This window comes from Dyadobacter ginsengisoli DSM 21015 (assembly GCF_059568735.1).
In genome coordinates this window covers 348,929-362,585 of record NZ_JCANTY010000007.1, presented here as the reverse complement: position 1 = coordinate 362,585, position 13,657 = coordinate 348,929, and the positions used below count along the sequence as shown (strand labels likewise).

General features: G+C 48.6%; 12 protein-coding genes. 4 read left to right on the top strand and 8 right to left on the bottom strand.

Annotated features, from left to right (window positions below):
* Position 1: 1 nt before the first annotated feature.
* Complete coding sequence (locus BP71_RS26355) at positions 2-742, bottom strand: MIP/aquaporin family protein (protein ID WP_496384560.1); 741 nt, start codon at positions 740-742, stop codon at positions 2-4.
* Between the two features lie 153 nt (positions 743-895).
* Here BP71_RS26355 and purB point away from each other — a divergent pair, with 153 nt between their 5' ends.
* Positions 896-2,251: an adenylosuccinate lyase gene (purB, locus tag BP71_RS26350; RefSeq protein ID WP_496384559.1), complete on the top strand. Its 1,356-nt coding sequence runs from the start codon at positions 896-898 to the stop codon at positions 2,249-2,251.
* Positions 2,252-2,255: 4 nt separating this feature from the next.
* Here the strand turns inward: purB and BP71_RS26345 are convergent, their stop codons facing one another.
* The 7 genes from BP71_RS26345 to BP71_RS26315 form a co-directional block, all read right to left on the bottom strand.
* Entirely contained in the window at positions 2,256-2,519 is a 264-nt protein-coding gene (locus BP71_RS26345) for a helix-turn-helix transcriptional regulator (protein ID WP_496384558.1), read from the bottom strand.
* Positions 2,520-2,657: 138 nt separating this feature from the next.
* Positions 2,658-5,210 (bottom strand): adenosylcobalamin-dependent ribonucleoside-diphosphate reductase, encoded by a 2,553-nt coding sequence (locus BP71_RS26340; protein WP_496384557.1) that lies wholly within the window; start codon positions 5,208-5,210, stop codon positions 2,658-2,660.
* Between the two features lie 269 nt (positions 5,211-5,479).
* Positions 5,480-6,535 carry a hemin-degrading factor gene (locus BP71_RS26335; RefSeq protein WP_496384556.1) on the bottom strand — a complete coding sequence of 352 codons (1,056 nt, stop codon included), beginning with the start codon at positions 6,533-6,535 and terminating at the stop codon, positions 5,480-5,482.
* A gap of 21 nt (positions 6,536-6,556) precedes the next feature.
* Positions 6,557-7,360, bottom strand: a complete 804-nt coding sequence (locus BP71_RS26330; RefSeq protein WP_496384555.1) for a heme ABC transporter ATP-binding protein — start codon at positions 7,358-7,360, stop codon at positions 6,557-6,559.
* Positions 7,357-8,463, bottom strand: coding sequence for a FecCD family ABC transporter permease (locus BP71_RS26325; RefSeq protein ID WP_496384554.1), 1,107 nt, complete (start codon positions 8,461-8,463; stop codon positions 7,357-7,359). Before BP71_RS26325 ends, BP71_RS26330 begins: the two co-directional genes overlap by 4 nt.
* A gap of 6 nt (positions 8,464-8,469) precedes the next feature.
* The gene (locus BP71_RS26320) at positions 8,470-9,300 is read right to left on the bottom strand and encodes a heme/hemin ABC transporter substrate-binding protein (RefSeq protein ID WP_496384553.1); all 831 of its coding nucleotides are present in this window, start codon (positions 9,298-9,300) and stop codon (positions 8,470-8,472) included.
* 7 nt (positions 9,301-9,307) lie between these two features.
* On the bottom strand, positions 9,308-9,655 hold the full coding sequence (locus tag BP71_RS26315; protein ID WP_496384552.1) for a DUF6686 family protein: 348 nt from the start codon (positions 9,653-9,655) through the stop codon (positions 9,308-9,310).
* A 222-nt stretch (positions 9,656-9,877) separates the two neighbouring features.
* On the opposite strand from BP71_RS26315, the gene dctA reads away from it, so the two are divergent.
* The 3 genes from dctA (at position 9,878) to BP71_RS26300 (ending at position 13,464) form a co-directional block, all read left to right on the top strand.
* Positions 9,878-11,149, top strand: coding sequence for a C4-dicarboxylate transporter DctA (gene dctA, locus BP71_RS26310; RefSeq protein ID WP_496384551.1), 1,272 nt, complete (start codon positions 9,878-9,880; stop codon positions 11,147-11,149).
* A gap of 249 nt (positions 11,150-11,398) precedes the next feature.
* Positions 11,399-13,132 (top strand): M3 family oligoendopeptidase, encoded by a 1,734-nt coding sequence (locus tag BP71_RS26305; RefSeq protein ID WP_496384550.1) that lies wholly within the window; start codon positions 11,399-11,401, stop codon positions 13,130-13,132.
* A 77-nt stretch (positions 13,133-13,209) separates the two neighbouring features.
* The gene (locus BP71_RS26300) at positions 13,210-13,464 is read left to right on the top strand and encodes a hypothetical protein (protein ID WP_496384549.1); all 255 of its coding nucleotides are present in this window, start codon (positions 13,210-13,212) and stop codon (positions 13,462-13,464) included.
* Positions 13,465-13,657: the final 193 nt, after the last annotated feature.

The window sequence follows — 13,657 nt, the reverse complement described above, 5'->3', positions numbered from 1 at the left end:
GTCAGAAAGAAAAACCACGCAGAATCAATCCGCCGATGATGGCTCCCGCAATGGGGGCCGCCACGGGGATCCAGCCATAACCCCAGTCGGAGCTTCCCTTGTTGGGAATAGGCAGAATAGCATGCGCCAGCCTGGGGCCGAGATCACGCACAGGGTTGATGGCATAGCCGGTAGTGCCGCCCAGCGATAAACCGATGCTCCACACTAGCATACCCACGAGGTAAGGTGCAACACCGGAAGGAATACCGCCTTTTTCGGGATCGGAAGTCCCGGCATAGCCAATAGCTACGATGCCGACAATAAGAATGATGGTGGCAATGAACTCACTCACAAAATTAGCCCCGGTGTTTTGGATAGCTGGACCGGTGGCGAAGCAGGCCAGTTTGGAGTTCCCATCTTCGGTTGCTTTCCAATGCGGCAGGTATTGAAGCCACACGAGCACAGCGCCCAGAAAAGCGCCTATCAGTTGCGCCGGAATGTAGCTTGCCAGTAGATGGTAGTCATCCTGGAGTACAGCGAAACCCACGGTTACCGCGGGATTGAGATGTGCCGCAGCACTTCCGAACGCGTTCGCGGTAAAAACCCCGAACATCACTGCAAATCCCCATCCGGCTGTGATTACGATCCAGCCAGCGCCTTCGCCTTTAGTTTTTTTCAATACGACATTGGCGACCACGCCGTTGCCTAACAAAATTAGGACCATGGTTCCGACGAGTTCTCCGATAAATGGGGAAGGCTGCATGAGGTTTTATAATCAAGGTGAATGGACGAATATGCGAATAGTTTTATAATTTCTATTTCCAATGCTAAAAAGAATTTTTCGTTCCTGTTTTACCATTTTAGGACGATGAATTCTGCTAACTTTGCCTGATAATCAATTTTTGTATTGAAAATCATGTCATTAAATCAGCTTACGGCCATCTCTCCGGTTGATGGTCGTTATTACAAACAAGTATCTGAACTTTCGGCCTATTTCTCGGAATACGCCCTGATTTATTACCGGGTGTATGTGGAAATAGAATATTTTATAGCACTCTGCGAAATTCCCCTTCCCCAGTTATCCGAATTTGACAAGAAAAAGTACGCATCGCTGCGTAAGATCTATGAAGATTTCAGCGAGGCGGATGCATTGCATATAAAAGACATCGAAAAGGTGACCAACCACGATGTCAAGGCCGTAGAATACTTTATCAAAGAGCAGTTCGAGAAACTCGAAATTGAGTCTTATCAGGAATTCATCCACTTCGGCCTTACTTCCCAGGATATTAACAACACGGCCATTCCGCTATCGCTGAAAGATGCGATGGAGCGCCAGGTTAAACCGTTGTTCCGCCAGGTTCTTTTCGTATTGAAAAGGATGTCGATCGAATGGAAAAATGTGCCGATGCTGGCTTTCACGCACGGGCAGCCCGCGTCGCCCACACGTGTGGGTAAGGAGTTCCTGGTTTTTGTGGAGCGGCTGGAGCGTCAGTTGGAAATGCTCGACAAGATCCCGCATTCTGCGAAATTCGGAGGTGCTACGGGTAATTTTAATGCACACCACGTCGCATATCCGAAGCAGGACTGGATGGCGTTCGGCCATCATTTTGTAGAAGGGTTAGGCCTGAAAAGAAGCCGCCATACGACGCAGATCGAGCACTATGACAACCTTGCCGCGACTTTCGACTGTCTGAAACGACTCAACACGATCCTGACCGACCTTAACCGGGATATGTGGACGTACATTTCAATGGGTTATTTCAAACAAAAGATCAAGGCGGGAGAAGTGGGCTCGTCGGCGATGCCGCATAAGGTGAACCCGATCGATTTTGAAAATTCAGAGGGCAACCTGGGCCTTGCATCCGCATTATTCGAGCATTTTGCCTCCAAACTCCCCGTTTCCCGTTTGCAACGCGACCTCACTGATTCGACCGTCCTTCGCAATATCGGGGTACCGATCGCGCATTTGGCTATCGCCTTAAACTCGCTCCTGAAAGGGCTGGGTAAAGTCGAATTAAACGGCGAGGTGCTAAAAGCAGAATTGGAAGAAAACTGGGCCGTTGTTTCGGAAGCGATCCAGACCATTCTTCGCCGTGAAAGCTATCCAAAACCATACGAGGCTTTGAAAGAGCTGACCCGCACCAATGAAAAAATAACACACGATTCGATCTCGCGCTTTATCGAAACACTCGACGTGCCGGAAAAGATACGTGAAGAGCTCCGCGCATTGACTCCTTTTAACTACCTGGGAGTCGTGGAAGAGACATTTTAATCGATCAGGTACTTTCCAGGTCTTCGGGCCTGGAAAGACCGGTCCCTAATTCCTCCCTGATTTTTTCCTGCCATTCTCCTGGCAAAATGTCAATCAAACGCATGTTGCAAACTATTGCTATCCGGCAATAGTGGGTCAGTTGCACATTTCGGCCACTCTCCCATTTGTGGTAAGCAACCTGTGATACGCCCAGCAATGCGGACATCTGTCGTTGTGTAAGTGAATTTTCCGTTCGATAACGGATCAGAATTTCTGAAATAAGCATCATGTCGGTTTAAAGCAGTCTTGGGTGGATCTTTGCTTTGAACCGGGAGGAGTAGCGAAGGAGGTTGAGTGGGAAGATTAATGAGTGAATGATTGAATAGGACGTTTATTCGATCATTCACTCATTCAAAATTGAATTACGTTACCCGCATTTCGAGGAGCCGCAATCTTTGCAGGTAAGGCAGCCTTCCTGATATAGCAGATTGGTGGAACCGCAGTTCTGGCATTTCTGCTTGGCGGCCTCGGTTCCGTCCGGAATGTAGCGTTTCAGGGCCCGGGCAACACCGGCTTTCCAGGTATTAATAGCTTCGTCGAGTTGCAGGCTGCTGATGAGGTCTACCACTTTTTCAATCGGCATTCCATGACGTAAAGTGCTGGAAATCAATTTGGCGTAATTCCAGTATTCCGGGTTGAACTTATAGGACAATCCTTCGATGGTCGTCTTATAGCCACGGGTGTTCTTGTATTGAAAATCGTAACGGGAGCTGCCGTCGGCTTCACGGTTTTTGATAATGAAACCTTCATTTACCCATCTTGGCAGCAAAATACCGTCTTCATCATCCGCAAAGCCGGTAAAAATCTCGTATGGCTGGCCGTCGATGATACCGATGAATGCAATCCATTTATCTTTTTTATTCTGAAAGCGTACCACGTCGGCTTCCAGCGTATGAGGCCGTTCGGTTGGGAAAGGAGTGGGTGCGCCCGGAGCGGACGCTTCTTCTTTCTCTGTATTGGCGATCAAGACCCCTGAGCGCGAGCCGTCGCGGTAAACCGTCACTCCCTTGCAACCTGCTTTCCAGGCTTCCATGTAGCATTCACCGACGAGCTCTTCGGTCACGTCGTTGGGCATATTGATGGTCACGCTGATCGAGTGATCGACCCATTGCTGGATCGCTCCCTGCATTTTTACCTTTTTAAGATAATCCACATCATTGGAAGTGGACTTATAATAAGGGGATTTTTTAACCAGCTCATCCAGATCCTTTTGTGAATAATTTTTGCTGGTGTCCATTCCATTCACCTCCATCCATTCCTTGAACCGGTGGTGGAAAACCACGTATTCTTCCCACGAATCCCCTACTTCGTCCACAAAGTCCACGCGAACGTCCTTGTCGTTCGGGTTCACTTTTCTTCTTCTTTTGTAAACAGGCAGGAAAACAGGCTCGATCCCGGAAGTCGTTTGCGACATCAGGCTGGTAGTGCCCGTAGGTGCAATGGTTAACAATGCAATGTTCCGGCGGCCGTATTCCAGCATTTCGTAGTAGAGCTGGGCGTCGGCGTCTTTCAACCGGAGAATGAAGGGGTTGTTTTGCTCTCTCTCAGAATCGAAGATCGTGAACGGACCTCTTTCCTTGGCAGTATGCACCGATCCGCGGTAAGCTTCCAGCGCGACGGTTTTATGGATTTCCACTGCGAACTCATTGCCCTCGTCACTGCCATACCGGAGTCCTAATGCTGCCAGCATATCGCCTTCTGCGGTGATGCCGATACCCGTTCTGCGGCCTTCTTTGGCCTTTGTCTGGATATTGAGCCACAAATTGCGTTCGACCGCCTTTACTTCGTCTTCTTCCGGATCTTCGTCGATTTTTTGCAGGATAGCATCCACTTTTTCCAGTTCAAGATCGATGATATCATCCATCATGCGCTGAGCCGCCGCAATATGTTTTTTGAAAAGCTCCCAATTAAATTTAGCCTGCGGTGTGAATGGGTTCTCGACGTAGGAGAAAAGATTAATCGCAAGCAACCGGCATGAATCATATGCGCAGAGGGGAATTTCACCGCACGGATTCGTTGAAATGGTTTGATAACCCAGGTCGGCATAGCAGTCGGGCACCGATTCCCGGATGATAGTATCCCAAAACAAAATCCCGGGCTCAGCCGATCTCCACGCATTATGCACGATTTTTTTCCAGAGTGCAGTGGCATCAATGTCCTTGATGTGCGTCGGGGCGGTACTCTTAATCGGATACTGTTGACGATAGCTACTGCCAGAGCTGACGGCTTTCATGAATTCATCATCGATACGTACCGATACATTGGCGCCGGTTACTTTGCCTTGTTCCATCTTGGCATCGATAAAATCCTCGGAATCGGGATGTTTGATCGCCACGGAAAGCATCAATGCACCCCGTCGCCCATCCTGTGCCACCTCACGGGTGGAGTTGGAGAAGCGTTCCATGAAAGGGACAATTCCGGTTGAGGTCAGCGCCGAGTTCTTTACGGGGGAGCCTTTGGGGCGGATGTGAGATAGGTCGTGACCTACGCCTCCCCGGCGTTTCATGAGCTGTACCTGCTCCTGGTCGATTTTCATGATGCCTCCGTAAGAGTCCGACTCCCCTTTGTTCCCGATTACAAAGCAGTTGGAGAGCGATGCGATCTGGTACGGGTTACCGATGCCCGTCATAGGGCTTCCCTGCGGGATGATGTATCTGAAGTCCTTGATCAGGTCAAAGATTTCATCCTCGCTCATCGGATTAGGGTAGCGTTGCTCGATGCGGGCGATTTCGTAGGCGATACGCCTGTGCATATCGTCAGGCGTGGCTTCGTAAATAGCTCCGAAAGAATCTTTCAATGCATATTTATTGACCCAGACACGTGCGGCAAGGTCGTCGCCTTTGAAATATTCCAATGAGGCTTGAAAAGCTTCGTCAGTAGTATAGGTACGTTCTGATTGTGAAGATTTTATAGATTCCATTAGCTGGCGTCAGTGAAGTTTTGTTCGTTTTGTATAATCAAATGTAAATATTTTGGAGGGTTTTTTGAAATTAAAATTTGTAAAAGTTTACCAAACAATATTGTAAAATACTTGTATATTAATGTGTTATAATTAAATGAAATAAAAAATGTTAGCAAATTTATTTTGAATTGTTTTTTTACTTACAGATAATTGTTAACAAAAAAAAACCGGCTCATGATGAAGCCGGCAATTTTTAATTACTATGGCGAAATTTTATCTTTTCAGGACTACTCCTCGTTGATTTTAATGACGTGCTGATCAATTAAAGCGGGCCACGCAGCGAGCTCGGGAATTCCTGGTTTGCGTTTTCCGAAAAACTGGTTGAACATGACTCCATCTTTGTCGATCAGTTCGATGCCCGTAACGATCCCGTCATCGGTCGGCTTTCTGACAACCCAGGCTTCGTCGATGGCGTCCTCTCGCAAATGCAGATTAAATTCCGGGTCCATGATGTTCAGCCAGGGTCCCATTACAAATATCTTTTTAATCGGGCCGGTATGGATCTGAATGCAGTTTGGGTTGGAGACGAATACCATAATCGGCAGTTCAGTGTCCGACACTGCGTCAAAAACCAGTTTCATGCTTTCCGGCTTAATGCGGTACGCATAGCCTTCGGGAGCATGGTGTAATGCCTGTTTCCGGGATAGTTTGTACTTGCGGAGCAATGTAAAAAAGTCGTGTGTGTCTTTCAGGGCAAGCCACTCCGCCTGAAATGCCGCCTTGTCGATGTCCAGGGGTCCGTCGGATTCGCCGGCTTTTACCACTTTTTCGCTGACAAACAGATTAACATCCTGTTCCACGGACAGGTATTTGGTTACCAATGTGTCATAAGCCTGCTTATTGCTCTTTTCGGTCAGATATATTTTGTGGGCCGCTTCTCCGAAACTATTGAAGAACTGCAGACTGAAACGGTCATTTTCCGACACTGCGAAACCAAATTTCCAGTCGCCCAGGAACAGCCGGAGATCGATATCCTCGCCGAGTACCAGCCCGACGTGGTTGTTAAAGGATATTTTTTCGTAAACGCCCTTGCGTTCGTGCACGACGTGATCATTGCGCGTAAGTGCCATCACATGGCCCAGAGAGCCCATTTCCTTGATAAGCTCTCTGAAATCGCCGCTCAGCAGCTGTACATTCTCTCCCAATCCTGTGGCCAGTAGTTCTGCTTCCGAGGTGTTGAGAGCTTTCGCCGCGTCACGAATGCGTGTTTTCGGGTTGGCCAGGTTAAACTCTGCCCAGCGTTCTTTCAATTCAGTTCTGTCCGGTGAAAGGGTTGACTTCATGTCTTGCTATTATTTAATAGTTTATAAATCAGGAGTATTGTATGAAACAGGAGCCATGTTCGGCACAATGACCGGATACGGCATGGGGCCGGACTGGATAATCTGCACCGGCAAGCCAAAAGCTTCATGGATAGATCGTTCGGTCAGTACCGCCTCGGGTGAGCCGGTTGCCCGCATTTGACCGTCTTTCAGCATCAGTACTGAATCGGCATATTGAAGAGCCTGGTTCAGGTCGTGGATGACGGCAACGACTGCGAAGCCTCTGCCACTGAGTTCCCTCGCCAGTTGGAACGTCTCATATTGATGCAGCAAATCCATTCCGGTAGTAGGCTCGTCGAGCAGCAGGAGGCCGTTTTCGATTTCCCACACCTGCGCCAATGCGCGGGCCAGTTGGACGCGTTGCTGCTCACCACCGGATAGCGTTGGGTATGAACGTTTTTTCAAATGCCCTATACCGACTTTTCTCAGGCAAAGATCCACAATGGCCAGGTCGCGCTGGGTGGGGTCGGTGTCGTAAAACGGATAGCGGCCCATGAGAACGATCTCCTGAACTGTGAATGAAAGGGAGATGGCGTTCTGTTGGGAGAGGACGGCCCGTTTTTTTGCCAATTCTTTGAGTTTATATTTTCTTAATTCTCTCCCATGGAAGCATACCGAACCCGAAGTCGCCGCCAGTTCTGCTGAAAGGAGTTTGATCAGCGTCGATTTTCCAGCGCCATTTGCGCCGACGATCGCCCAGAACTCTCCTGGATGGACTGAGAAGCTCACCTGGTCGAGTAACTTACGTCCCCGTACCTCAAATCCGGCATTTTGCACCTGTATCATAGTCGCTTCCGTTTTTGTTCCCAGAGAATGTAAATGAAGAACGGCGTGCCCAGTAATGCTGTAAGAATGCCGATCGGCAGCTCGGAAGGAGCAACGATGGTTCTGGAAATGGTATCGGCAAGAGTGAGTACGATGGCCCCGCCCAGTGCAGAGCCGATCAGTAATGTCCGGTGATTGGGCCCGAATATTGTGCGTATAATGTGAGGAACCACCAGTCCCACGAAACCGATCGTTCCAGCAACTGCCACAGACGCGCCCACGCCCATAGTGGCAAGGATAATGACTTTTTGTTTCAGTGCCTTCATATTTACACCGAGTCCGGCGGCCTGGCTCTCGCCCAGCACCAGGAGATTCAATGCTTTTGAAAGATAAGGCATGAAGAGTACAGAGATCGCCACAAATGGGGCAACAGCCATGACAGATGTCCAGTTGGCCCCTCCGAGGCTGCCCAGGTTCCAGAATGTAATGCTGCGAAGCTGGGCATCGTCGGCGAGGTAGGTCATAAGGCCGGTCATGGCCCCTACGAACGCATTGATAGCGATTCCGCAAAGGAGCAATGTGGTAACGCCGCCTTCTCCGGTAACTTTGGAAAGCTGATAAACCAGGAACGTGGTAGCCGCGGCGCCCAGGAAGGCCACAAAAGAAATGCTGTACGTGCCGGCAAGCTCGTGCAGCATTCCGAAATATTTAACGTTGAGCATCATGACAAAGACTGCAAACAGCGAGGCGCCGGATGTGACCCCGATCAATGTGGAATCGGCGATTGGGTTGCGGAAAAGCCCCTGCAGCGATGCGCCCGCAATGCCCAGGCCAGCGCCGATCAGTACGGCCAGGCATACCCGGGGCAGGCGGATGATCCAGAAAACGATCGATTTTTGTTCATCCACATTAATTTCAGCGATCAGCCCCAGCTTGTAGGCGATAATATTGGACAGTTCTCCAAGAGAAATGGGCAAAGCTCCTGTGCAGGCAGAAAATATAACGGAGGCCAGAAGAGCTGCTCCCAGTATTCCCGCCATTTTACCTGTTGAAGATGGCAAAATGTGATGTTGGGCAGACCTTTCGTTTCTGATTTCCTGCTTGTTGACCGTTTCTGCCAGCATTGTTCTTTATTTTACTTTTTGAGAAAGTTCAAGAGCGGCCTTGCCTAGCCTGGGGCCAAAGCCGGTCAACAGCTGACCGTCCATCGACACGACCTTTTTATTCCTTCCTGCATTAGTATTCCCAATGCCCGGGACCCGGAGCAAACCCTCCATTCCTTCCAGGCTTTCGAGTCCGCTGGAAAACAGAACCAGTACGTCCGGGTTCGCGATAACGAGAGATTCGGCGGTCAGTGGTTTGAAATCATTGAAGCCGCTGACAGCGTTTTTGTGTCCGGCCAAAGCAAAGATTTTGTCCAGCGACGTTCCCATGCCCGAGACCATGAGCGTTCCCGTTCCGCGCGCATATATGAAGAGTAATTTCTTGGAGATCGCCGGTGAGGGAATTTTCGCAAGATCGGCCTGTAACGACCTGACCATTTTTTCGGCCTGAGGCTTGGCGTTGAAATAGGCACCTACGTCCCGGATGAGTCTGATAGCTCCTTCCTCCGAATATTCATGTTTGAATGCGACCACCTTTTTTCCACTGCTGTTCAGTTGCTTCACCACAGCTGGCGAAAGCATGCTTTGGTCGGTGTAAACGATCACGTCGGGATTCAGGGTGAGAATACCTTCGGCTGCAATGCTTCGGTTGTGACCGATTTTCGGGAGCTTTTCCAGCGAGGTGGGGAAAGTACTGGTGACATCCACACCGACTATCTGTTTTTCGAGACCGAGTCCTACTAAAATTTCGCTCAGCGTTCCGTTTGCGGATACGATCCGTAGCGCCTGGGTGGCACAGGCAATCCCGCCGCCCGAAAGGAAGAGAAAAAAGAAAAGGGCAAATCTTGTTAACTGCATTGAATACTTATTTTTTGTCCGCGAATATCTTGTCCACTTCCAGTACCAAAAGTGCTTCCTGAAACAACCCTCTGATTTCTTCCAGCTCTTCATTGTCAAATGAAAGCATGAAATTCGGAATGGGTGATGGTAGCAGATGGGTTTTGCCATGGGGTAATTCCTCCCCCAGGCTATGGATATGGTATGGATCGTGAAGCACCGATTGAAACCCCCTCAGGCCATCTTCCGTAAATACAAAGAGTACATTACCATAGGCAAAATTAAAGTGGGTGCAGCAGTTGCATTGCCCGATATAGCCTTTCAGGGTGTGGCTCAAAATCCGTAATGAGTTGTATGAATGCGAATCGTTCTGCATAGCCTGCTAATGATCAAGTAAAAAATACCTTCCTGAATTTCGCCGTTCTCCATTTGTAAGGGGCAAATATAATTTATTAATTTAGACCAAGTATAAATAGTTGATAAAAAATTACGCTATTCATTCAGAAAACCTCTCTCAGACTTTTTATTATTGTATATTGAAAGCTTACCCAACTATCTCTGGGAGAACTCCTATACTAACTACCTCTTTCCTATACCATTGAAAAAGCTTCTTACCAATCTGACCTTCTGGGTCCTTACCGCCATCACCTGTGGAGCATTGCTAGGTCATTACTTCCCTGATGAGGCGGTGAAGATGAAATGGCTGGGCGACGGGTTCATTTCAGTCGTCAAAGTGTTCATCAATCCGATCATCTTTCTGACCATCACGCTGGGCATTGTGGGCATGGGCGACCTGAAAAAGGTCGGTAAGGTAGGGGCCAAGGCGCTGCTGTATTTCGAGGTTGTAACGACACTTGCATTGGTGGTCGGGATCATTGTGGCGAATATCATCCGTCCGGGAGTTGGTGTGGTGACGGATTCGCTCGAAAAGGGCGATATATCCAAATTTGCCGGCAAAAGCCATGATTTTAGCTGGATGCAGTTTTTTCTGGATAATGTCACACTGCAGGTTTTGCTATTCTCACTTGTGCTGGGATCTGTCCTGAGTAAGTACGGCGGAAAGCAGCGCATTATTGACGGACTTAATTTTTGTTCCAAGTACGTTTTCCGTGCATTGCACCTGGTCATGATTTTTGCGCCGATCGGTGCATTCGGGGGAATGGCGTTCACGATCGGGAAGTATGGTATTGATACCTTGCTGCCACTCGCGAAACTAATGGGAACGGTGTATGCGACGATGGCTGTTTTTATCTTCGGGATACTCGGATTGATTTTGCGGACTTACAAGATCAGTCTGTGGCGTTACCTGAAATACATCCGGGAGGAGTTGCTGATCGTGCTGGGAACGTCGTCTTCCGAAGCAGGTTTGCCTTCGCTCATGGCCAAGCTGGAGCGAATGGGTTGTTCCAAACCGGTGGTGGGGTTGGTGGTGCCGGCAGGCTACTCATTCAACCTGGACGGGACAACGATCTATCTCTCAATGGCTACCATCTTTCTGGCACAGGTGTTCAATGTACATCTGAATATCGGTCAGATATTCTCGCTGATCGGGATATTGATGGTTACTTCCAAAGGTGCGGCAGGAGTCACCGGAAGCGGGTTTGTAGTACTGGCCTCTACACTGACGGCCATTAAGGTGATCCCTGTCGAGGGGCTCGCATTGCTGTTGGGCGTAGACCGTTTTATGTCCGAAGCGCGTGCTATCACGAATTTCATCGGTAATGGCGTGGCGACTATATGGCTTGCCAACAACGAAAAGGAGTTTGATCGCAGTAAAATGGAATATGCATTCAATAACATTCAGGAAACGGAAAACGTGGTCACCGATAACCTGACGGATGTCACGCAGCCGGAGCGGACAAAGTTGTAGCGATTGAATTTTTAATAGTTTTCGGAAGTTATCTTTCAGTGACTTGAACTATGAAGTATCAGGATTTCACAACACCCTACCCCGGTTAATGCCTCGGAAGCCTGTGGTGAGGGACGCCCGGCTGACGGCAGAGCTCAGCCTTCGCAAGCTGGGTGAATAAATCCGTTCCAGGTCTTTTCTTTGATGATGGCCATTATTTTAGAGTATTTCCCGCTTAAATTTGAATTTCAACATTGCAGTTTTGTTTATATGACCAATCAGGAAACACTTCATATACCTAGCCGGTCCCGGAGACCATTTATCGGAGAGGAATTTGATCTGAAGAAATGGGACGATGTGCAGCCATTCTTCGAAAATCTTAAAAACAGGGAAATTAAATCCGTCGAGGATCTTCGTCAATGGTTTTCGGACCGCAGCGAAATAGAATCCTATCTGTCTGAAAATTTTGCCTGGCGTTACATCCGTCAGACTTGCGACACAGCCAATACAGGCCTTATCAATGCATTGCAGTTCTTTATCACTGAAATCCAGCCTAAGCTGGCGGAGTATGGTAACGCGCTGGACAAAAAAGTGGTCGATAACCCGTTTCTGACCGCGCTGACCGAACCTGGTTTTGCGATTACATTGCGCGGAATGAAAAAAGCAATCGAGATTTTCAGGGAGGAGAATATTCCGGTGATTACGGAAATGCAGACCGAAGAGCGCAAATACGGTGCTATCGCCGGGGCAATGACCGTGACGCTCGACGGGGAGGAAATGACGTTGCAGCGTGCTGCCGATCGTCTGCAGTCGATCGACCGGAGTGTACGTGAAGAGGCATGGAGGGCCATCAGCGGTAGGCGTTATGAGGATTACGGAAAACTGGATGATCTTTTGAACCAGCTGGTCAGGCTTCGCGACACGGTAGGACGCAATGCAGGTTTTGCGAATTACCGCGATTACATGTTTGCAGCCATGGGCCGGTTCGACTACACACCCGAGGACTGCTTCAATTTTCATGGCTCAGTGAAGAAGGCCGTCGTACCTATTCTGAACGAAATGGCAGCGGAACGGAAAGCGGCACTGCAAGTGGAGCAGCTGCGTCCGTGGGACACCAAGGTGGATCCGAAAGGTTTGCCGCCATTGAAACCTTTTGAAACCGGTGAAGAGTTGCTGGATAAAACGATCCGCTGTTTTTCGCGCCTCGATCCGTTCCTGGGAGACTGTCTGCGTATCATGAAAACCATGAAACACCTGGATCTGGAATCAAGGAAAGGTAAAGCTCCGGGCGGTTATAACTATCCGCTGGATGAGATCGGGGTTCCGTTCATCTTCATGAATGCGACTTCAAACCTCCGGGATATGGTCACACTCCTACACGAAGGCGGGCACGCCGTGCATTCGCTCGTTACGCGGAACCTTGCATTGAACTCGTTCAAGCATACACCATCGGAGGTAGCCGAATTGGCGTCCATGTCCATGGAGTTGATCACGATGGATTTCTGGGACGAATTCTTTGAAAATGAGGAGGATCTGAAACGCGCGAAGATCACACACCTCGAGTCGATCATCGAAACGCTTCCCTGGGTCGCTACGGTAGACAAATTCCAGCATTGGATGTATGAAAATCCGCAGCATACGCCGGAGCAGCGCACAGAGGCCTGGACCCGCATTTATGAAGAGTTTACGGACACGGTCATGGATTGGTCGGGATTGGAAAATTTCAAAAAGTACCTGTGGCAACGTCAGTTGCATATCTACGAAGTCCCGTTCTATTACATCGAATACGGTATCGCGCAGCTGGGTGCGATCGGAGTGTGGAAAAATTACCGTCAGAACCCGGCAAGCGGACTGAAAGGATACCTGGATGCGTTGAAATTGGGCTATACCGCTACCATTGGAGAAATTTATCAGGCAGCCCACATTCCATTTGATTTTTCAGAGCAGCATATCGCCGAATTGATGCAGTTTGTTCGGGACGAACTGACGGAATTAAAAAAATGATATTTCAGTAACCCACAATTTGGTGGTTATGAAATTGGCGGTTATTTTTGCGCACAATACTATGAACGATCAAAGAAATGAAATTCAATAAAATAGTTGCTTTTGTTGCGTGTCTGGCTCTTCTTTCTTCCTGTGAATACCAAAAGTTTAATCAGAAGGATCAGAAAGACTTGAATGTTGGTAACGAGTGGGTTTACGGAGTAAGTCCTGATTCCCTTCCGCGCCAGATGTCATTCAAATATGACGCAAAACCTGAGCTGGATGCTCGTGTGAACGATATCCGTGCCAAGTTGTACGGTGGTAAGATTCCAAGCTCACTGGTTAAAGAATAGTAGCCATTCATTGAGAAAATATATGAGATATCCCCACAAAATGGGGATATCTTTTTTTTGACGCTGATTTTTCCGATTGAACAATTTCAATACAGCCTAATGCGTATTATCCCTTTGGCTTGCTTCCATTGAGTAACTGAAGTTGTGACAATTGAACATTTTTAATTTACTTTACGTATTCGAGGCAGGTTGA

Coding starts and splice junctions, on each gene's coding strand:
- BP71_RS26355 (WP_496384560.1), bottom strand. CDS start 742: ATGCAGCCTTCCCCATTTATCGGAGAACTCGTCGGAACCATGGTCCTA.
- purB (WP_496384559.1), top strand. CDS start 896: ATGTCATTAAATCAGCTTACGGCCATCTCTCCGGTTGATGGTCGTTAT.
- BP71_RS26345 (WP_496384558.1), bottom strand. CDS start 2,519: ATGATGCTTATTTCAGAAATTCTGATCCGTTATCGAACGGAAAATTCA.
- BP71_RS26340 (WP_496384557.1), bottom strand. CDS start 5,210: ATGGAATCTATAAAATCTTCACAATCAGAACGTACCTATACTACTGAC.
- BP71_RS26335 (WP_496384556.1), bottom strand. CDS start 6,535: ATGAAGTCAACCCTTTCACCGGACAGAACTGAATTGAAAGAACGCTGG.
- BP71_RS26330 (WP_496384555.1), bottom strand. CDS start 7,360: ATGATACAGGTGCAAAATGCCGGATTTGAGGTACGGGGACGTAAGTTA.
- BP71_RS26325 (WP_496384554.1), bottom strand. CDS start 8,463: ATGCTGGCAGAAACGGTCAACAAGCAGGAAATCAGAAACGAAAGGTCT.
- BP71_RS26320 (WP_496384553.1), bottom strand. CDS start 9,300: ATGCAGTTAACAAGATTTGCCCTTTTCTTTTTTCTCTTCCTTTCGGGC.
- BP71_RS26315 (WP_496384552.1), bottom strand. CDS start 9,655: ATGCAGAACGATTCGCATTCATACAACTCATTACGGATTTTGAGCCAC.
- BP71_RS26305 (WP_496384550.1), top strand. CDS start 11,399: ATGACCAATCAGGAAACACTTCATATACCTAGCCGGTCCCGGAGACCA.
- BP71_RS26300 (WP_496384549.1), top strand. CDS start 13,210: ATGAAATTCAATAAAATAGTTGCTTTTGTTGCGTGTCTGGCTCTTCTT.